Annotated in this window: 13 protein-coding genes, 1 tRNA gene and 1 other RNA gene; 6 read left to right on the plus strand and 9 right to left on the minus strand. The window is 69.9% G+C overall.

Features of this window, described 5'->3' with window-relative positions; translation table 11 throughout:
• Nucleotides 1–55 precede the first annotated feature (55 nt).
• The 4 genes from MFF22_RS11735 to MFF22_RS11750 all read right to left on the minus strand — a co-directional run bounded on the left by MFF22_RS11735 (nt 56) and on the right by MFF22_RS11750 (nt 6,972).
• A complete protein-coding gene (locus tag MFF22_RS11735) occupies nt 56–1,393 on the minus strand; it encodes an MFS transporter (RefSeq protein WP_238249145.1) in 1,338 nt (445 codons plus the stop codon).
• 200 nt (nt 1,394–1,593) lie between these two features.
• Complete coding sequence (locus MFF22_RS11740; protein ID WP_238249146.1) at nt 1,594–3,723, minus strand: glycosyltransferase family 2 protein; 2,130 nt, start codon at nt 3,721–3,723, stop codon at nt 1,594–1,596.
• Nucleotides 3,724–3,803: 80 nt separating this feature from the next.
• Nucleotides 3,804–5,924, minus strand: a complete 2,121-nt coding sequence (locus MFF22_RS11745) for a glycosyltransferase family 2 protein (protein WP_238249147.1) — start codon at nt 5,922–5,924, stop codon at nt 3,804–3,806.
• A gap of 1 nt (nt 5,925) precedes the next feature.
• Entirely contained in the window at nt 5,926–6,972 is a 1,047-nt protein-coding gene (locus tag MFF22_RS11750) for a hypothetical protein (protein WP_238249148.1), read from the minus strand.
• A 254-nt stretch (nt 6,973–7,226) separates the two neighbouring features.
• Between MFF22_RS11750 and MFF22_RS11755 the strand changes: the two genes are divergently transcribed.
• Nucleotides 7,227–7,301 (plus strand) — tRNA-Val (locus MFF22_RS11755).
• 153 nt (nt 7,302–7,454) lie between these two features.
• Here MFF22_RS11755 and MFF22_RS11760 read toward each other — a convergent pair.
• Nucleotides 7,455–7,763 carry a hypothetical protein gene (locus MFF22_RS11760; RefSeq protein ID WP_238249149.1) on the minus strand — a complete coding sequence of 103 codons (309 nt, stop codon included), beginning with the start codon at nt 7,761–7,763 and terminating at the stop codon, nt 7,455–7,457.
• A 459-nt stretch (nt 7,764–8,222) separates the two neighbouring features.
• Between MFF22_RS11760 and ssrA the strand changes: the two genes are divergently transcribed.
• Nucleotides 8,223–8,394, plus strand: a transfer-messenger RNA (tmRNA) gene (gene ssrA / locus MFF22_RS24895).
• 868 nt (nt 8,395–9,262) lie between these two features.
• On the opposite strand, the gene MFF22_RS11770 is transcribed toward ssrA, so the two are convergent.
• Nucleotides 9,263–10,513: a hydantoinase/carbamoylase family amidase gene (locus tag MFF22_RS11770; RefSeq protein ID WP_238249150.1), complete on the minus strand. Its 1,251-nt coding sequence runs from the start codon at nt 10,511–10,513 to the stop codon at nt 9,263–9,265.
• Between the two features lie 225 nt (nt 10,514–10,738).
• The gene (locus tag MFF22_RS11775; protein ID WP_238249168.1) at nt 10,739–12,916 is read right to left on the minus strand and encodes a malate synthase G; all 2,178 of its coding nucleotides are present in this window, start codon (nt 12,914–12,916) and stop codon (nt 10,739–10,741) included.
• 482 nt (nt 12,917–13,398) lie between these two features.
• Between MFF22_RS11775 and MFF22_RS11780 the strand changes: the two genes are divergently transcribed.
• From MFF22_RS11780 to bhcD, 4 genes are all read left to right on the plus strand, one after another.
• Nucleotides 13,399–14,244, plus strand: a complete 846-nt coding sequence (locus MFF22_RS11780) for a bifunctional allantoicase/(S)-ureidoglycine aminohydrolase (RefSeq protein WP_238249151.1) — start codon at nt 13,399–13,401, stop codon at nt 14,242–14,244.
• A gap of 194 nt (nt 14,245–14,438) precedes the next feature.
• The gene (locus tag MFF22_RS11785) at nt 14,439–16,103 is read left to right on the plus strand and encodes a methyl-accepting chemotaxis protein (protein ID WP_238249152.1); all 1,665 of its coding nucleotides are present in this window, start codon (nt 14,439–14,441) and stop codon (nt 16,101–16,103) included.
• 270 nt (nt 16,104–16,373) lie between these two features.
• Entirely contained in the window at nt 16,374–17,537 is a 1,164-nt protein-coding gene (gene bhcC, locus MFF22_RS11790; RefSeq protein ID WP_238249153.1) for a 3-hydroxy-D-aspartate aldolase BhcC, read from the plus strand.
• A gap of 66 nt (nt 17,538–17,603) precedes the next feature.
• Entirely contained in the window at nt 17,604–18,569 is a 966-nt protein-coding gene (gene bhcD / locus MFF22_RS11795; protein WP_238249154.1) for an iminosuccinate reductase BhcD, read from the plus strand.
• A gap of 9 nt (nt 18,570–18,578) precedes the next feature.
• Here bhcD and MFF22_RS11800 read toward each other — a convergent pair whose 3' ends face one another.
• Together MFF22_RS11800 and MFF22_RS11805 are read right to left on the minus strand one after the other, a co-directional pair.
• On the minus strand, nt 18,579–19,934 hold the full coding sequence (locus MFF22_RS11800; protein ID WP_238249155.1) for an 8-oxoguanine deaminase: 1,356 nt from the start codon (nt 19,932–19,934) through the stop codon (nt 18,579–18,581).
• 34 nt (nt 19,935–19,968) lie between these two features.
• On the minus strand, nt 19,969–20,140 hold a 172-nt coding region (locus tag MFF22_RS11805), incomplete at its 5' end, for an ureidoglycolate lyase (RefSeq protein WP_238249169.1).

The raw sequence follows: 20,140 nt of genomic DNA on the forward strand, positions 1-20,140 counted from the left end.
GCCCGGCCCGTCACTGATCGTCAAAGATCGGCCGCGCTCCCCGCGCGGCCGGCCCTCACATCTGTCGCATCTCGGACCGGTCGATGAACAAGGCGGCCAGGGAGCAGACCGCGCCCGACAGCAGGTAGACCCCGACGATGGCGAGGCCGAACTGCACCGACAGGTAGAGGGCGACGAGCGGCGCGAAACCCGCACCGAAAAGCCACGCGAAGTCCGAGGTCATCGCCGCGCCGGTGTAGCGGTAGCGCTTGCCGAGCCGGGCGGTGACCGCCCCGGAGGACTGCCCGTAGGCGAGGCCGAGGAGCATGAAGCCGGTGGTCACGTAGACGGTCTGGCCGATGGCGCTCTCGCCGAACAGGAGCGGTGCCAGGATCGAGCCGAGGGCGAAGAGGGCGATCAGGCTCGAGCTCATGATCAGGGCCGAGCGCCGGCCGATCTGGTCGGCGATGAGGCCCGAGGCCGCCACCGCGCCCGCGCAGATGATCGCGCCCGAGAACTGCACCATCAGGAACTCGCCCGGCGACCGGTCGGTGTTGTTCAGGGCGAGCCACGCGATCGGGAAGATCGTGACGAGGTGGAACAGGGCGAAGGCGGCGAGCGGCACGAAGGCGCCGAGCAGCACCTCCCGGGTGTGGTGCCGGAACAGGTCCAGCAGCGGCACCGGGCTCAGCCGGTCGGAATCCATCATCCGCACGAACTCGTCCGTCGCCACGAGGCGCAGGCGGGCGAAGAGCGCCACGACGTTGATCGTGAAGGCGCAGTAGAACGGGAAGCGCCAGCCCCAGTCAATGAAGTCGTCCGGCGACAGGTTGACGATGAAAAAGGAGAAAAGGGCGCTCGCCACCATAAAGCCAATCGGCGCGCCGAGCTGCGGGATCATGGCGTACCAGCCGCGCCGGTCCTTCGGGGCGTTCAGGGCCAGCAGGGAGGCGAGACCGTCCCACGCGCCGCCGAGCGCCAGACCCTGCATCACCCGCAGCGCCGCCAGCAGGTAGACGGAGGAGATGCCGATCGACTCGTAGCGCGGCAGGAAGCTGATCGCCGCGGTGGAGCCGCCGAGGAGGAACAGGGCCGTCGTCAGCTTGACGCCCCGCCCGTGCCGCCGGTCGATCGCCATGAAGAGGGCCGTGCCGAAGGGCCGGGCCACGAAGGCGAGGGCGAAGATGCCGAAGGCGTAGAGGGTGCCCGTCTGCGCGTCGACGAAGGGGAAGAACACCTTCGGGAACACCAGCACGCAAGCGATGCCGAAGACGAAGAAGTCGAAATACTCGGAGGCACGCCCGATGACGACGCCCATGGCGATCTCGCTGGGCGCCACCTTGTGGTCACCCATCGCCCGCTGGGCGTCACGTTCGAGACCGGAGCTGTTCGAGATGGATGTATTCACGCTCATTCGCCGGCTGCCGCCCTCGTCGCCCGTTGCGATTCCGACCGGGACTGCCTCTTGAGCCATGTCCGGCCGCACTGCAACCATCATTGAAAGCATAGCCGCCCCGCTCTGCTACGCCCCGCCCTTGGGGTGCTGCGGAGCGCGACAATGTGCTCGGACGGACACGATTCCGTCAGATCCCGCCAAGCTTTTTCCGGATCTCGTCAGGGGCTCCGGAATGCGGGAGATTCGGCGCGGCCGGACCCGGTGTCCATCACGCGCGGCGCCAGCTGCCGGGGCACGGCCCGGTTGCGCCGCAACACGTGGTCCGTCCCCTCGGGGGAAAACAGCGGATTGTAGAACGGATCGCCGCCGTCGATGGCCGCTTTCCACCGGGCCTTGAACGCCGCGGTGTCCTCGGGATGTTTCAAAAGCGCCTCGGCGGCGTTGCGGGTGGCCGACTCGTAGTGCCGGATCACCACGTCGCCGTCGTAGAGCACGCGGTAGCCGTGGTCCCGGACCCGCAGGCAGAGGTCGGTGTCGTTGAAGCCGATCTTCAGGGCCTCGTCGAACCCGTCCACCTCGTCGAAGACGGCCCGGCGCATCATCAGGCAGGCCGCGGTCACGGCCGAGACGTCCCGGGTCGCGGTCAGGGCGCCGTTGAAGCCGGGGTTGCGCGCCCCGTCATGGTAGGCCGGCACCAGCTTGAAGGCGTGCTCCGCCATCCCGTTGAAGCCAAGGATCACGCCGGCGTGCTGGACGAGGTCGTTGGCATAGACCAGCATCGGCCCGACGGCGCCGACATCCGGCCGCCCGGCCAGGGACCTGAGGCGGCCGAGCCATCCGTCGGAGAGGATCTCGACGTCGTTGTTGAGGAACAGCACAAAGGGGCAATCCGCCCCGGCCCTGCGGACCGCCTCGTTGTTCATGCGGGCGAAGTTGAACGCCCCGCCATAGGGGAGGATGCGGGCCCGGTCCCCGAGGCCCGCGAGGTAGCGCCGCGTCGCCGGATCGTCGGACTCGTGATCGACGATGACGAGCTCGTAGTCGCGCCGGTCCGTGTGCCGCTCGATGGACTCGACCGTCGTCTTGAGGAAGGACAGGGCGTTCTTGGTGGGCACGACGATCAGGGTCTTGCCCGGCACGTCCGGCCACGTCACCCGGTAGGTGTTGTAGCTGTGGCCCGGCGCCACCGCGCAGCCCGGCTGGAGGCGGGACAGGGACCGCGTCAGCGCCCGGATCGTGTTCGCGGTGACGTCGTCCCGCCTGCTGTGGCCGGTGCTCGTCCGGTGCGTCCGCCACCGGTAGAGGAACAGGGGCACGTGGGCGACGGCCCTCGCCCGCTCCAGCGCCCGCAGCACGAAATCCACGTCCTGCGACACGGACAGGCCCTCGTCCAGGCCGCCCACCTCGCGGGCCAGCGCCGTCCGGCAGACGATCAGGTGCACGAAGTAGGGGTGGCACAGGTAGTAGTCCCGCGAGAAGGCGGGGCGGGCGCTGAATTCCAGGAAATGGTCCGGGTTCTCGTCCGTCACGACCTCGTCGCTGTAGGCGATGTCGACGCGGCCGTCCGCGAAGACCCCGGCCATGGTATGGAGGGCGGAGGGTTCGAGGATGTCGTCGTGGTCCATGAAGGCGAGGAGGTCGTACCGCGCCTCCGCGATGCCGAGGTTGGTCGCCGCGGAGATGCCGCGGTTGGCCCCCGGCCGGAGGACCCTGACGCGCTCGTCCAGGGCCGCGAAACGGTCGAGGACCCCGGCTGTCCCGGGGTCGGTGGAGCCGTCATCGACGCAGATCAGCTCCCACGCCTCGTGCCATTGCCCGATCACGCTGGCGATCGCCTGTTCCAGCCAGGGCGCGGGCGTATTGTAGACCGGCATCACGATGCTGACGCCGGGGGCGTTCCGGCGGCGATGGCGGCGCTTGAACCGCTCCGCCGTCGTGGGGGACAGGGTCTTCAGCCGGTCGCGGAACCGGGCGACGCTCGGGTTGACGTCGATCCGGACCGGGCTCCCGAGGATCGGCCGGCCGGTGGCGGCATCGCGGATCTCGATCGTATCCCCGTCCCGGAACGGGACCGCGGGGGAGAGGTCCAGCCGGAAGCCGGTCAGCAGTTTCCCGTGCCCCGCCTTGGCGACGTCGTCCCGGGGGATGTCCGTGACGCCCCGGGCGATCACCGCGCCGCCGTGGTGGACCTCCAGGGCGACCGCCCGGTCGGGGTCGGCGGTGTCGAGGGCCCAGCCCCTGATGAAGGTCTCGAAGGCGGTGTCGACATGGCCGACGACACCGCCCTTGCCCCGGCGCGGGGCCCCGAACAACGCCCGGAGCCACGTCTTCACCCGCCTCGTGAGCATGGCTGCTTCCTCCGCGTCCCGGCCGGACGGATCATCGGGCGCGGCAACCCGGCCGGCGCCGTCGTGGGAGAGCCGCCGCCTCATACACGGTAGTGAGCCGAATTCCGGGACAAGTTGATGTTGTAATAGGGATCGGCCCGCAGTTGCGCGCCCCAGCGCCCGAGCATCACCCGGGTCTCGGCCTCGAAGCGCGCCTTCTTCTCGGGGGTATCCTCGGGCCCGCGGCTCTTCGATTCGTGGTGGATGAGCTTGGCGAAGGGCGTCCAGATGATCCGGTGGCCCGCGGCGCGGATCTTCAGGCAGAGGTCCACGTCGTTGAAGGCGACTTTCAGGGCCTCCGCGTCGAACCCGCCGACCGCGGCGAAGGTCTCCGCGCGCAGGGCGAGGCAGGCCCCCGTCACCGCCGAGACCTCGTGGGCGATGACCATCCGGGCGAAGTAGCCGGGGTCGGCATCGGGCATGCCGAGGTGGCTGTGGCCGGCGACGCCGTCGATGCCGAGCACGATCCCGCCATGCTGGATCGTCCGGTCGGGGTAGAGCAGCTTGGCGCCCACCGCCCCGATCCCGGGCCGCACGGCATGGCGCACCATCTCGGTGAGCCAGTCCGGCTCGATGACCTCGATGTCGTTGTTGAGGAAGAGCAGCACCGGTCCCGTCGCCGCCGCCGCACCCCGGTTCGACAGGTCCGAGAAGTTGAACGGGCCGGGGACGGGCACCACCCGCACCCGGGGATCCGCCCGGAGGCGGGCGAAGAGTTCCGCCGTTGCCGGCTCGCGGCTGTCGTTGTCGACGATCACCACCTCGATGGCGGGGTAGTCGGTGCGGCGGAGGAGCCCATCCAGGGTCACCTCCAGCAGATCCGCCCGGTCGCGGGTCGGGATGATCACCGACACCGTCGGCGGCGGGGCGGGGAGGGGATAGACGAGGCGGCCGAAGCCCTCCGGGCCGCGCTCGGCCCGGGCGCCCACGGCGGCGGCGGCCTCCTGCAGGGCGCGCAGGCGGGCCGCCTCCGTCCGTTCGAGGGCCCGGTCGGAGAAGGTGCCGGAGCCCCCGGCCGCACGCCAGTGATAGAGCACCCGCGGCACGTGCCGGATGCGCGCGGGATCGAGACCCGCCGTCAGCCGCAGGAGCAGGTCGTGATCCTGGCTGCCCTCGAAGCCCGGGCGCAGGCCCCCCGCCGCCCGCAGGGCATCGGTGCGGATCGCCGTGAGGTGGTTGATGTAGTTCTGGCCGTAGAGGAGCTCCCGGTCGAAATCCGCCTTGAAATGCGGTTCGAACCGGTGGCCCAGCCCGTCGATCTTGTCCTCGTCGCTGTAGACGAGGACAAGGTCGGGATCCTCCCGCGCCGCCCGGGCGACCTCGTAGAGGGCGTCCGGCGCCAGCACGTCGTCGTGGTCGAGCAAGGCGCACCACGCGCCCCCGGCCATGGCCAGGGCGTCGTTGGTGGCGCGGGCGATGTGCCCGTTCTCCCCCCGGCGCAGCACGCGGAACCGCGGCTCGGAGGCGGCGGCGCGGGCGAGGAGGCGGCCCACCGCGGGGTCGGTGGAGGCATCGTCGACGGCGCAGAGTTCCCAGTGGGGATAGATCTGCGCCCGCAGGGAGGCGAGGGCGGCGCGCAAGACCTTCGGGGACGGATCGTGCACCGGCATCAGCACGGAGACGAGGGGCGGGTCGGGCCAGTGGGCGATCTCGGCGGCGATGGCCGCCCGTTCGGGCCCGCGGCGGCGGTGGGCGCGGATCCAGTTCCGGTAGCCGGTCTCCCGGCGGCCGTTCAGGGCGCGCTCCAGGAAGCCCCGGGCCCGCACCTTCTTGCCGCGCAGACGCCATTTGACCGCCGTGAGCGCGAGGCCCGGCGAGCGGCGCAGGGCGCGCAGGACGAGGAGCGGCCGGACGAGGCGACGGATGCGCAGGCCGCGCAGGCCCACCGGCCGCCTGCCGAGGCGCGTCGCCACCCGCAGGTCCACCGCGTCGGGGGGCACCCGGCCCGTCCAGGCATAGGCGCCGCCCCCGAGGGGCTCCTCCGGCAGGAGCGTGCCGGGGCGTCCGTCGGGGCCGATGAAGGCGAGGGCGAAGCCCGTGGCCTCGGCGGTGGGATCGTCGGAAAGGCGCAGCTCCACCCATTGCCCGCGCAGGGCCGAGACGGGAAGGCGCAGGCCGTCGGGCCCCTCCTGAACGGAGGGAGGGAAGGCCGCGGGCGCCATCTCACGCCTTCCAGATCTTGTCGACCGTGTCCTTCACGGCATCGGTGAGGGCGATGTCGTAGACCAGCATCTCCTGCACCGCCTTGACCGCCCGGAGCCGGTCCGCCAGCGCCAGGGCGTCGGCGGGCAGGGCCGGGGCCGCGGGAAGGGGGATGTCGAGACCCAGACGGTCGAACAGGGTCGAGGCGAAGGCCTCGAACCGCTCGCGATGGCCGACGATACCGACCCGGGAGATCACCTCGATCGCGGCGATCGAGTGCCCGGGGAACAGCCGGTCCTCGGGCATCCGGGTGGCGAGTTGGCGGATCAGCGGGTTGTAGAGCAGCCGGTAAGCCGCTTCGGGCAGCATGCGGAAGTAGCGCTTCAGGCTCTTCAGATCGGTCAGGTCGTAGTCCGTGGCGAAGGTCGCGGCCTCGGCGAGGGGACCCAGCCGCCACCGCCGCGCCGGGTCGGCGGCCTCGTCCGCCCGGTCGCGCAGCCAGAGCATCCGGGTCGCCATCTCGACATAGGGATCCTGGACCAGGATGCTGGTGAGCATCATGTCCGGCATCATAAAGTTTTCGTAGCGGGGAACGATGAGCGCCCCCGAGAGGAACAGCGAGGGCATCACCTCGCTTCCCAGGATGCTCGTCAGGACCTCGTCGGTCAGCCGGTGGAGGCCGAAATAGCTGTGCCGGAAATAGGGATGGAGCGCCATCTGCAGGGTGGTTTCGGGCTCGATCCCCGTGTTGACCAACAGGAAGCGCTGCTGCAGCAGGCCGTCGTCCGGCGAGCGGCGGAAGATCCGGACGTTCGTGTCGGCGTCGAAGAGTTCGAGGTCGGGCAGCCCGGACAGGCCCGGCACCTCCGCATCGGTGAGGCTGAAGGTGCACTGGCCCGTGGAGTGCCACCCGAAATGCCGGAAGTTCTCGTCGACGATGGAGGCGGGCACGTCCGCGATGCGCCGGCCGCCAGTCGAGACGACGACGCGGCTGATGGCCAGGGGGTTGTCCGGCACGATCCAGCCGCGGATCAGGTCGCCGTGATCGAAGTCGATGTGGAAACGCATGCTCCGAGTCTCAGCCCGCCGGAACCGGATCCTCGCCCGCCGGCACCGGACTGTGCGGACGGCCCCGCGCGCCGCCGGAGAAACCCGGCGGGTGGTCAGCTTCGCCGGGGTGCGGCTTACAGGAGAGGACCGGCCTCCACAATACGAGGGGGCATTGCCACTGGCTCGCAACGGGGAACGGGAAGATCCGGCTTGCGCCCCCCGGCGGCAGCGGCTATAGCCCCCGCCCACCGGCACCGAACGGCAGCCGGCCCGGGCGCGTAGCTCAGCGGGAGAGCACTACCTTGACATGGTAGGGGTCACAGGTTCGATCCCTGTCGCGCCCACCATAACTTCAACGACTTAGCGGTCGCGGAAGTTATGCCCCCCGGTTCACCGAACCTGCTTCAAGTCGGGCTGCTGTTCGGCCAGGTTCGATGCGAGAACCGGATACCTCGCCCGAAGCTCCGCCCAGGACGCGGCCCAGGGACAAGCGATCCCTCTCAGCGCACGATGGCCCTATGGCGATGGGCGACGTGCTGATGCACCGGTTTGCGTTGGAACCGGACCGCTTGCCTCAGGGGGTAGCTCGACACAGGGACTGCCTCGGGCAATGGCTTGGGTGGGCCGCTCAGGAGGCTCCCGAACAGACCTCCGGGCACATTGCCCCGGGCGGCGACGATCCGGCTTGCCTGCTCGACACTCATGTCGCAGGCGCTCGTCATCCCCTGGAGGGCGCCGAGGGCTCGCTCGTATTCGGGAAGGTTGGTGCAGCCCGGAGCACCCCAGGCCAAAGCCGTGGTCGGTGTCATCCATCCAGCGACGAGAATGAGAGACGCCAGCTCTATCCTGATCCTCACGTTGGCCTCTCCCAATTCCTTTCCGTCGGACGACAGAGGCCTGAAGCTGACCATCGCAGCTGCGACATGAAGCTGAAGTCCACCTGAGACACAAAGATCGTAGCCGTCCCGGCTCCGCACAAGGGAGCGTGCGGCGCTTCACCCGCCCGGGAGCAACCTGGACGCCGCCCGATGCAGCGACCAAGCGATGCTGGGGACCGCTGTCGGATCCGCGACCTCCTCCTTCAGGACGGCGAATTGATGGGCCACGCCATCTCGCTGATCGTCGTGTTGTCCATTTCCGGCCACGGCCTTCACGAGAAAGCCCGCTGAGGCGGCGGCCGGGCGAGTTGCGGAGAAGGCCTATGATCCCGCCCCGGGACGCTGGACCGATTGGCGCCCGACATGTAAGGTGTCTGCGAGGTTGATGACCGATTCATAATAACGTTTCAGGACCCGGGGGCGGTACCCGGCGCCTCCACCAGAAGCATCCTGCCCCGGATACCGCACGGGGACAGAGCGAGCGCCCGGCGTTGCGGGTTGCACGCTGCCAGGGTGCTTCTGCTGGGGGCGAAACAGGATCGACTGGACGGTAAAGGGATCGCGAGTTCTACCCTGTTTCGGCAGGATAAGATGCGGCTTTCGGTAAGGACTCGACCGGTCTGGCGCAGGCAACCCCTGTTCCGGGCACCTGACCAAAACTCTAAATGCCAACGATAACGTTGTCATGGATGCCCGCCTCGCGGCGTAAGCATCTTGCGGCTGGGCAGCCGTAGAAACAGAACCCGGGGCTTCGGCCCTGGGGCCCACCTTTCAGCCCTGAACTCTGCGGACCAAGCCCCCGGCTGATGCTGGGAAGCCCGTTGGCGTGGCCATGGCAGGAAGACGTCAGCCCCGCGCAGTTCCGACCTTATCGTCCGATGTGATATCAGCCACCGATGCCCGTCCGGGCCGGGGAAGGTCGCAATGCGCTCGTTGGTGCTCGCCGTTTCTTTGGCGCTCTCGCCCGTCCCGGCATCGGCTTCATGCCAATGCGCCTGCGTTGGTGGACAGATGAGGCCGGTCTGCGCGCCCACCGACTTGGTCGCGCCGATCTGTCAGGGTTTCTGCTCGAACAGCACGCGACCGACACAGCCGATCACCCCCCTCGCAGGCGGGGGACAAGCGTCCGGAGAGAGTGCGACGTCCGGGGCCGAGCAGTTCCAGGGCGGGTCGAACCTGATGCCGGCGCAGCGGTAACAGGCGTCTTCAACGATGCGCTTTCCTCGCGCTTCTTGAAATGTCTTGCGGGGTGGACAGGGTTGTATAGCCTTCCCACCGCGACGCTTGCAGACTCTACGTTCGCGCTTTCAGCCCGATAGATCAGCGAATAGAGCCGACCGAATTTCCATCGTGGGAAGGCAGATCGCCAGCACGCGATCCCTGAACGCTGACGCTCCGGTATCAGGAACAGGCATCGTTCACCGAAGCCGTCACGGACCGCCGGGAGACGGAACGTCCGTTCCGCCGGCCAGTGTGCCGACGACGGAGGTCAGCACGTCCAATCCGGCCGCGAGATCGGCAGGGTCCACGACCCCCGCCGGCCCCCAGCCGACGGCACCCCGGCACCGCACGAGCATCAATCCGATCGGCCCCAGGACGGCCATGTTGAAGGCGTTGGTCGAGAGGCCCTGGGCCAGCCGCGCCACAGGAAGCCCCGTGGCCGCGACGGCGCGCTCGAAGAGGGCGACGATCCCCGGATCGCACCGGGTCGCGTCGGGGTCGATGCCCTCTTCGACGGTGATCTCAAGTCGGCGGCGCGCCGCGATCCCTTCGAAGGCCGCGGTCAGGTCCGGTACGACGGCGCGGCGCGCGGCGTCGTCGGAGGAACCGATGAGAACGCCGAACGTCACGGACCCCGTGACTACGAAGGCCGGCACGGGGTCGACGGCGATGCGCACGACGGTCACCATGATCCCCTCGCGGGAGGCACCGATGCGCTCGGCCGCGAGGATGCATTCGGCGGTCCCGGCCAGGGCGTCGCGCCTGTCCGCCATCGGGATCGTCGTCGCGCTGCCGACCGCTCCCGTCAGGGTGATCCGCAGCATCGACGCTTCCGACATCGTGGGGACGATTCCGACCGGGGATGCCGATTGCTCCAGGACGGGACCGGCCTCGGCCGCGACCTCGAGATAGGCGAGGATCTCATCCGGGAGACGCCTCGCGGTCTCGACCTTGTCGGCGTCGAGACCGTAGGCGTCCAGGGCCTGGCGGAGGGTGACGTCGTAGTCGTCGGCCAAGTCGAGCAGGGCGGGATCGAACCGGCCGACCACGGCCTTGCTGCCGAGGAGCCGGGGGCCGAACCGGTTCGCGGCATCCTCGGCGAAGGCGACGACCTCCACTGCGTGGCGAAGGCGAGGTCCCTCCCTCAACACGCGCGCGACGGCGGCGATGCCCATCACCACGCCGAGGGTGCCGCCGTAGGGGCCGGCATCCTCGCCCGTGGTGACGGACCCGCCGATCACGATGGCCGGGCCGCCCGGGATCGGTCCGTCGAGCCGGCCGATCAGGTTGCCGGCGGGATCGCGCCGGACCGACAGGCCGGCCTCCTCCATCCAGCCGAGGACGAGGGCGTCGGCTTCCGCGTGCTGGGGGGTGAAGACGCGCCGGGTCAGCTTCCACGGGTAGGCGCTGATCCGCGCGAGGCGGTCGAGGCGATCGACGACGGTGTCGGCCCCGCTCACGACCGGACACCGGGCACGATGATGGCTTGAACAATCCGCATGACGGGCCTGCAGTCGGAGGCGATGCGAGCTCCGCACCTACCCCGCCCATGCGAGCGATCTTTGGCCGCCGGCACGGTCATGATGACGCAGGCCATGCGGTCGGCCGAACGTCTCCGACCTGCCCCGGTCGGGCGGAAAGCGGGGCGTCTCCTGCGGTCCCGGGCCGCGGGAGACGCGTCCGTGTCAGGCGGCGGACGTCCGGGCGGCGCCCTTCGCCTCCCGGCGGCGGGCGGTCAGGACCCACTCCGTGTAGCCATTCGGCTGCACCCGGCCCTTGAAGACGAGGTCGCAGGCTGCCTGGAAGGCGGGACCGTCGAAGCCGGGGGCCATCGCCCGGTAGAGCGGATCTCCGGCATTCTGCCGGTCGACCACCTTGGCCATCCGCTTCAGGGTCTCCAGCACCTGCGCCTCGCTCACCACCTCGTGGTGCAGCCAGTTGGCGATGTGCTGGGCCGAGATTCGCAGGGTGGCGCGGTCCTCCATCAGCCCGACCTCGTGCATGTCAGGCACCTTGGAGCAGCCGATCCCCTGGTCGATCCAGCGCACCACGTAGCCGAGGATGCTCTGGGCGTTGTTGTCGATCTCCTGCTGCACGTCGTCGGGGGCGAAGTTCGACCGGGCGAGGGGGATCTGCAGGATCTCGTCCAGGGCCGAGCGGGGCCGACGGGCCAGTTCCGCCTGGCGGGCGGCGACGTCGACCTCGTGATAGTGCAGGGCGTGCAGGGTCGCGGCGGTGGGCGAGGGCACCCAGGCCGTGCTCGCCCCGGCTCGGGGATGGGCGCCCTTCTGCATCAGCATCTCGGACATGGCGTCGGGGGCCGCCCACATGCCCTTGCCGATCTGGGCCCGGCCGAGGAGGCCGCAGGCGAGGCCCACATCGACGTTGTTCTCCTCGTAGCCCTTGATCCAGGCGGTGGCCTTCATCTCGTTCTTGCGGATGACCGGGCCCGCTTCCATCGAGGTATGGATCTCGTCGCCCGTGCGGTCGAGGAAGCCGGTGTTGATGAACACCACCCGCTCGGCGGCCTCCTTGATGCAGGCGGCGAGGTTCACCGTCGTGCGGCGCTCCTCGTCCATGATGCCCATCTTGAGGGTGTTGGGTTCGAGCCCGAGCATCGCCTCGACCCGGCCGAACAGCTCCACCGCGAAGGCGACCTCCTCCGGCCCGTGCATCTTCGGCTTGACGATGTAGACCGAGCCCTTCCGGCTGTTGCGGAAGCCCGTATCGCCCTTCAGGTCGTGGATCGCGATCATCGCCGTCACGGCGGCGTCGAGCATCCCCTCCGGGATCTCCCGGCCCTCGGCATCGAGGATCGCGTCGGTATCCATGTGGTGGCCGACGTTGCGCACCAGCATCAGCGAGCGGCCGGGCACCGTCACCTCACCGCCCCGGGGCGCGATGTAGTGCCGGTCGGGGTTCAGGCGCCGCTCCTGCGTGCGGCCGTCCTTGTCGAAGGAGGCCGTGAGCCGGCCGCTCATCAGCCCGAGCCAGTTGCGGTAGACGCCGACCTTGTCCTCCGCATCCACGGTCGCGACCGAATCCTCCAGGTCCATGATCGTCGAGACCGCGGATTCGAGCAGGATGTCGGCCACGCCCGACGCGTCGAACCGGCCGATCCGGTGCGTCCGGTCCAGGACGATCTCGATATGCAACCCGTGATGGCGCAGGAGCAGGGCCGACGGGCTGCTGGCCCGGCCGCGATAGCCCGCGAAGGCTTCCGGGCGGGCCAGGGGCAGGGTCTCGCCGGTGTTCATGTTGCCGACCAGGGCGCCGTCCTCCACCGCGTAGGTGACGACGTCGGCGTGGCGCCCGCCCGCCAGGGGCACGAAGCGGTCGAGGGTGGAGCGGGCACGGGTCACCACCCGGGCGCCCCGGGTGCGGTTGTAGCCGCCGCCGCGGATCGCCCCGCCCTCCTCGGACACGGCATCCGTGCCGTAGAGGGCGTCGTAGAGCGAGCCCCAGCGGGCGTTGGCGGCATTGAGGGCGTAGCGGGCGTTCGAGACCGGCACCACGAGTTGGGGCCCGGCGATGAGGGCGATCTCGTCGTCCACGTTCTGGGTGGAGACCGTCACCGCGCCCGGATCGGGCAGCAGGTAGCCGATCTCCCGCAGGAACGACTCGTAGGCGACGGGGTCGATCGGCCGGCCGGCGCGCTCCCGGTGCCACGCGTCGAGCTTCTGCTGGATGGCGTCGCGCTTCGCGAGCAGGGCGCGGTTGCGGGGGGTCAGGTCGCGGACGATGGCGCTCAGGCCGCCCCAGAAGACGTCGGGAGAGATTCCCGTCCCGGGGAGCGCCTCCTCGTTCACGAACCGGTGGAGCGTCTCCGCCACGTCGAGGTCGCCCGCCCGCACCCTGTCCATCATCGTCTCCGCTTCCCGTTCCACCGCACGATCACCCATGCAGGAGGCCGGCCGCCGGGTACGGCTTGGCCAGTGACACGTCAACGCACAGAATTACAGACCGTGACGTTCGTCGGCGTGGGGCGACGATTCTGTCGATGAGCCTTCCTCCGGGCGATGCCGGCGACAATCTTTTCCGCTGTCCTTCGGAATATCTACGAAAAGTCCGATCAAGAGATCGCTCGTCTTGCCGCGGCAGTCCGCCGCGAACGGGCCGGTCCTCAGGCTTGGCGCGGAGGGCGGGACTTGGCGCAAAGGGCCGGACTTGGCGCAAAGGGCGGGACTTGGCGCAAAGGGCGGGACATCGGAAAATCCGGTATCCGGTGGCCTGGGACGGATCGTCCCGGGCACGGGGCTTGCCGGGCACGGGCGAAGGGCCGCGCCCTCCGACCGGGTCCGGACCACGGCGGCCCCTCTCTCATCCGGACCGGCAGAGGACATCCATGACTGCATCGCCCTACCATCCCGCCTGCGGGGGACTTCCCGGGCAGACGAGCCTCATGACCGGCCGCGCAGTGTTCACCGAGGCCTACGCCGTGATCCCCCGGGCCGTGATGAGCGACATCGTCACGAGCCTCCTGCCGGGCTGGGCGGGGACCCGGGCCTGGATCCTGGCCCGCCCCCTGTCGGGCTTCGCCGAGACCTTCGCCCAGTCGCTCATGGAGGTCGCCCCCGGCGGTGGAAGCGACGACCCGGAACCCGATCCGGCGGCGGAAGGGGTCCTCTTCGTCGTCGGCGGCACGCCGGACCTGACCCTGGAGGGCCGCAGCCATGCCCTGCGTCCCGGCAGCTACGCCTACCTTCCCCCCGGCGCCGCCTGGAGCCTGCACAACCGCGCCGGGGAGCCGGCCCGCTTCCACTGGGTCCGGAAAGCCTACGAGCCCGCCCCGGGCCTCCCCGTGCCGGACGCCTTCGTCACGCACGAAGCGAGCATCGCGCCGACGGCCATGCCCGGGACCGACGGCGCCTGGGCCACGACGCGCTTCGTCTCCCCCGAGGACCTGCGCCACGACATGCACGTCAACATCGTCACCCTCCGGCCCGGGGCGACGATCCCCTTCGAGGAAACCCATGTGATGGAGCACGGTCTGTTCGTGCTCGAAGGGAAGGCCGTCTACCGCCTCAACCGGGACTGGGTCGAAGTCGAGGCGGGGGACTTCATGTGGCTTAGGGCCTTCTGCCCGCAGGCCTGCTACGCGGGCGGCCCGGGCTCCTTCCGCTACCTCCTCTACAAGGACGTGAACCGGTACCCCGCCCTCACCCTGCGGGGATCGGCCCGGCCCCGGTGATCGCCGCGACGATTGCTGCAGGGCGGCTCACGGCCCCGTGATTCAGGCCGTCCTTGTGTATATTGTCGCAGCAAAGCAATATAAACTGTTATTTAAATCGTCGTTGCTACCAAAATTTTTAGTTTCCGCGGCTTGTCGGAAGTCGACCTTCCGCCCGGAAGCGGCTAAGTATTTCATATCAGAAAGAATAAAAAATGCAAATTACGATCAAATTCAGGCTCATCGCGCTTCTTTCCGTGATGGGCCTTCTTCTGTTGGGTTCCGCAGCCATGGGCAACTTCGCGTTGCATTGGAACCACGAGAGCTTCAAGAGCGTGTTCAACGACCGCGTCATCTGCCTTCGACAGTTCGGCCTCATCCGCGAAGCCTATGAAGACCTGATCGATGTCTCGCGAAAGCTGAGGGGCAACAAGATCGATGCGGCCCAGGCGAAGGCGCGGATCGAGGCTGATCTCGGGGCGGTCGCGACGCAGTGGTCGGACTATCAGGCGACCTATCTGACGCCGGAGGAGAAAGTCCTGGCCGCCGAGTTCGCGGCCCGGATGGAGCAGACCAACGCCAGCGCGGGCGAGATCCTCGGCCGCCTCGCCGGGGGCAAGGGCGAATTCGAGACCACCCATCAGGACCTGCTGGCCCGCATGCAGGCGACCAACGCGGCCCTCGGCAAGCTGAGCGCCCTGCAGGTCCGCGAGGCCGAGGCCGAGTTCCAGCGGTCCGAGGCCGTCTCGAGTTGGTCCCGCCTCGCGCTCTTGGGCCTCCTCGCTCTGGCGGCGGCGTCGATCGCCTACGGCATCTTCACGGTCCTGGCGCAGATCGTCCGCCCCCTCGCGACCATGACGGGGACGATGAGCCGCCTCGCCGCGGGGGATCTCGCCGCGCCGGTCACCGGGGCATCCCGGGGCGATGAGATCGGGGCCATGGCCAAGGCCGTCCAGGTCTTCAAGGAGGCCCTGATCGCCAAGCGGGAGGCGGATGCCACGGCCGCCACCGAGAACACCGCCAAGATGCGCCGGGCCACGGTGCTCGACGACGCCACCCGGGCGTTCCAGGCGCAGGTCACGCAGTTGACCCACGGCCTGTCCTCGGCCGCGACGGAGATGGAGGGCACCGCCCGGGCGATGGCCGGCATCGCCGAGCAGACGGCGGGCCAGTCCGTGAGCGTCGCCTCGGCCGCCGAACAGACCTCCAGCAACGTTCAGACCGTCGCCGCGGCGAGCGAGGAGATGGCCGCCTCGATCGGCGAGATCGCCATGCAGGTCGCCCGCTCCAGCGCCATGGCCGACCGGGCCGCCACCGACGCCGCCCAATCGACCACGATCATCCGCGGCCTCGCCGAGGGGGCCGACAAGATCGGGGCGGTGGTCGGCCTGATCTCCGGGATCGCCGCGCAGACCAACCTGCTGGCCCTCAACGCGACCATCGAGGCCGCCCGGGCCGGCGAGGCCGGCCGGGGCTTCGCCGTGGTGGCCGGGGAGGTCAAGGAGCTGGCCTCCCAGACGGCGCGGGCGACGGGCACGATCTCCGCCCAGATCGACGCCATCCAGGGCGAGACCCGGGAGGCCGTCGCGGCCATCCAGGCCATCAGCGCGACCATCGCCGAACTGCGGGGAATCTCCGTCAGCGTGGCCGCGGCGATGGAGGAGCAGGGGGCGGCGACCCAGGAGATCGTCCGCAACGTCACGCAGGCGGCGCAGGGCACGCAATCCGTCACGGAGAGCATCGGCGGCGTCACGCGGGCCGCCGGCGAGACCGGGACCGCCTCGTCGCAGGTCCTGGCCGCGGCCTCGGACCTGTCGCGCCAGTCCGAGCAACTCGGCGCCGAGGTATCGGGCTTCCTCGCCACCGTCCGCGCCGCCTGAGGCGCTCCGGCCGTCGCACCGGAAGACCGCCCCCAGGCGGAGGCGGTGGGGCGCGGCCCGCGAGGGCCCGTCCCACCGCCGGCGGGGGCAACGCCCCGGCCCGGATGTCGCCTCCGATGGCCGGAAGGCGCATAATGCATTTTGTCCGACAGCGGCTCCCGGTTATCCTCTCCACCCGCGAGGCGGGGAGTGACCCGGCGGCGCGGGCGCGGGCCTCGCCGGAGGACCGGCGCTCCCGGTGGCGCCACGGCAGTGGAAGGAACGAACGCGATGCATACCGAGGCCCGGATTCCCGAGCTCGAAGTCGGCTACGACGTCCCCGCTCTGCCCGGCATGCGCGAGGACGAGATCCAGACGCCCTGTCTGATCCTCGACCTCGACGCCCTCGAAGCCAACATCCGCAAGATGGGCGAGTTCGCCAGGGCGAACGGCATGCGCCACCGCGCCCACGGCAAGATGCACAAGTCCGTCGATGTCCTGAAGCTTCAGCAGGAGCTGGGCGGCGCCTGCGGCGTCTGCTGCCAGAAGGTCTCGGAGGCGGAGGTCTTCGCCCGGGGCGGCATCAAGGACATCCTCATCTCGAACGAGGTGCGCGACCCGGCCAAGATCGACCGGCTGGCCCGCCTGCCGCGCTACGGCGCCCGGATCATCGTCTGCCTCGACGACGTCACCAACGTCGCCGAGCTGTCGGCGGCGGCGCAGCGGCACGGCACGCAGCTCGACTGCTTCGTGGAGATCGATTGCGGCGCCGGGCGCTGCGGGGTGAAGACCACGCCGGAGGTCGTCGCCATCGCCAAGGCCGTGGACGCGGCCCCGAACCTGCGCTTCGCCGGCCTCCAGGCCTACCAGGGCGCGATGCAGCACATCGACGGGTACGAGGAGCGCCGCGCCAAGCTCGACAGCTCCTTCGCCCAGGTCCGGGACGCCGTCGAGGCGCTCAAGGGCGAGGGGCTGGAGCCGGAGCTGGTGAGCGGCGGCGGCACCGGCAGCTACTATTTCGAGAGTGCCTCGGGCCTCTACAACGAGCTGCAATGCGGCAGCTACGCCTTCATGGACGCCGATTACGGCCGGGTCCGCGACCGGGACGGGAAGCGCCTCGACGCGGGCGAATGGAGGAACGCCCTGTTCCTCCTCACCAGCGTCATGAGCCACGCCAAGCCCGACAAGGCGATCTGCGATGCCGGGCTGAAGGCGCAGTCGGTGGATTCCGGCCTGCCCGTCGTCTACGGGCGCGACGACGTCACCTATATCAAGTGCACCGACGAGCATGGGGTGATCGACGATCCCCAGGGCAAGCTGAAGATCAACGACAAGCTGCGCCTCGTCCCCGGCCACTGCGACCCGACCTGCAATGTCCACGACTGGTATGTCGGCGTCCGCAACGGCAAGGTGGAGGCGCTCTGGCCGGTCTCGGCCCGGGGCAAGGCGTACTGAGCCTGTGACGGCAACCGGGGCGCCCTTTTCGGGCGCCCCCGTCTCGGAACCGGGGGCGCAGGCAGGATGATCATCGTACCCGAGAGCGCCATCGACGGCCTCGTCACGCAGGACGACTGCATCGCGGCGGTCGAGAAGGTCTTCGCCTCCATGGCGAAGCGGACGGCCCGCAACTTCCCGGTGGTCCGCGAGGCGATCGGCCATGCCGACGCGCTCTACGGCTTCAAGTCGGGCTTCGACCGGGAGAGCCTGGCGCTGGGCCTCAAGGCCGGCGGCTTCTGGCCCGGCAACGCGGGCAAGGGCCTGACCAACCACCAGTCGACGGTGTTCCTGTTCGATGCCGACACGGGCCGGTGCCGGGCCGTGGTGGGGGGCAACCTCCTCACCGCCCTGCGCACGGCGGCGGCGAGCGCGATCTCCATCCGCCACCTCGCCCGGGAGGATGCCCGGGTGATCGGCATGATCGGCGCCGGCCACCAGTCGGCCTTCCAGCTCCGGGCGGCCCTCGGGCAGCGGACGTTCGAACGGGTCCTCGCGTGGAACCTCCATCCCGGCATGTTCGGCCGCCTGGAATCCGTGGCGCGGGAGCACGGCGTGCCGTTCGAGGCGGTGGATCTCGACCGGCTCGGGGCCGAGGCGGACGTGATCGTCACGATCACCTCCTCCTTCGACCCGATCCTGAAGGCGTCCCAGGTGCGGCCCGGGACGCATCTGGCCTGCATGGGCACGGACACGAAGGGCAAGCAGGAGGTCGAGGCCGCGCTCCTGGCCGCCGCCACGGTCTTCACCGACGAGGTCGCCCAGTCCGTGAGCATCGGCGAGGCGCAGCACGCGGTGGCGGGCGGCCTGCTGCAGGAAGCGGACATCGTGGAGATCGGCGCGGTGATCGCCGGCGACCATCCCGGCCGGACCTCGGCGGCGGAGATCACCCTGTTCGACGGCACGGGGGTGGGGTTGCAGGACCTCGCCGTGGCCTCGGCGGCGGTGGACCTCGCCGTGGCGAAGGGCCTGGCCGTGGAGGTGGATTTTTAGGGGTCCCCTCTACTCCCCCCGCACCAGCCGGGCGGCCAGGGTGTTGTGGCGGGCGGCCAGCGCCGTGGTGTCGAGCGTCGTGAGACGGCCCTCCTCCACGACGATCCGCCCGTCGATGACGCTCCAAGCCACCCGCTGCGGCGCGCAGAAGGCCAGGGCCGCCACGGGATCGTGCAGGGCGCCCGCCATCCCGATGCCGCGCAGGTCGAAGGCGACCATGTCCGCCGCCATGCCCGGGGCCAGCGCGCCGATGTCGTCCCGGTTCAGCACCTTCGCGCCGCCCAGCGTCGCAATCTCCAGGGCCTCCCGGGCGGTCATCGCCGCCGGCCCGTGGCCGACCCGGGCGAGCAGCATGGCCTGCCGGGCCTCGCCGAGGAGGTGGGCGCCGTCGTTGGAGGCCGACCCGTCGACCCCCAGGCCCACCGGCACGCCCTCGCAGCGCATCTGCCGGATCGGCGCGATCCCGGAGGCGAGGCGCATGTTCGAGCAGGGGCAGTGGGCGACCCCCGTACCCGTGCGGCCGAACAGGGCGATCCCCGCCGCGTCGAGCTTCACGCAGTGGGCGTGCCAGACGTCCGGACCGGTCCAGCCGAGGTCGGCGGCATAGTCCGCCGGGCTCATGCCGAACTTTTCCAGGCTGTAGCGGACGTCGTCGTCGTTCTCGGCGAGATGGGTGTGCAGGCTGACCCCATAGCGCCGGGCGAGGTCCGCCGCATCCCGCATCAGGCCCCGGCTCACGGTGAAGGGCGAGCAGGGCGCCACCACGATCCGGCGCATGGCGAACCGGGACGGGTCGTGCCAGCGCTCGATCAGGGCCTGCATGTCCTTCAGGATCGCCCCTTCGTCCTCCACCACCGAATCCGGGGGCAGGCCGCCCGCGCTCTCGCCGACGCTCATGGCGCCCCTTGCGGCGTGGAAGCGCATCCCGATCTCGGCGGCGCCCTCGAGGGAATCCTCCAGCCGGCAGCCGTTCGGATAGATGTAGAGGTGGTCGCTCGACGTGGTGCAGCCGGAGAGGATCAGCTCGGCCATGGCGGTCTGGGTGGAGACGCGGATCATCTCCGGCGTCAGGCGGGCCCAGAGCGGGTAGAGGGCCTTCAGCCAGCCGAACAGGTCGGCATCCTGCGCCGCGGGCACCGCCCGGGTCAGGGACTGGAACATGTGGTGGTGGGTGTTCACGAGGCCGGGCAGCACCGCGTGGCCGCGCATGTCCAGCACCGTATCGGCCTGCATCGGCAGGTTTGACGACGGGCCGACGGCGACGATGCGGTTGTCCTCCACGTAGACGCCGCCGCCGGGGATCTCCCGGCGGGTGGCATCCATCGTCACGAGGATGTCGGCGTTCGTCAGGAGCAGGGAGGTCATCGCGTCTCTCTCCGGGCCTTCGGGTGGGGACCGGTCACGGCAGGGCCACCGTCCAGGGCTCGTCGTAGACGAACTCCTCCAGGTTCGCCCCGGCACCGCCCCGGTCCACGACGACGAAATCCTGGGCTTGGCCGAACGGGGTGAGCACCCCATGCCAGGTTCCCGGGGCATAGCACACGCCCTGCCACGGGGCGGTGAGGAAGGCC

Source organism: Methylobacterium persicinum, from assembly GCF_022179525.1.
Lineage (GTDB): Bacteria > Pseudomonadota > Alphaproteobacteria > Rhizobiales > Beijerinckiaceae > Methylobacterium > Methylobacterium persicinum.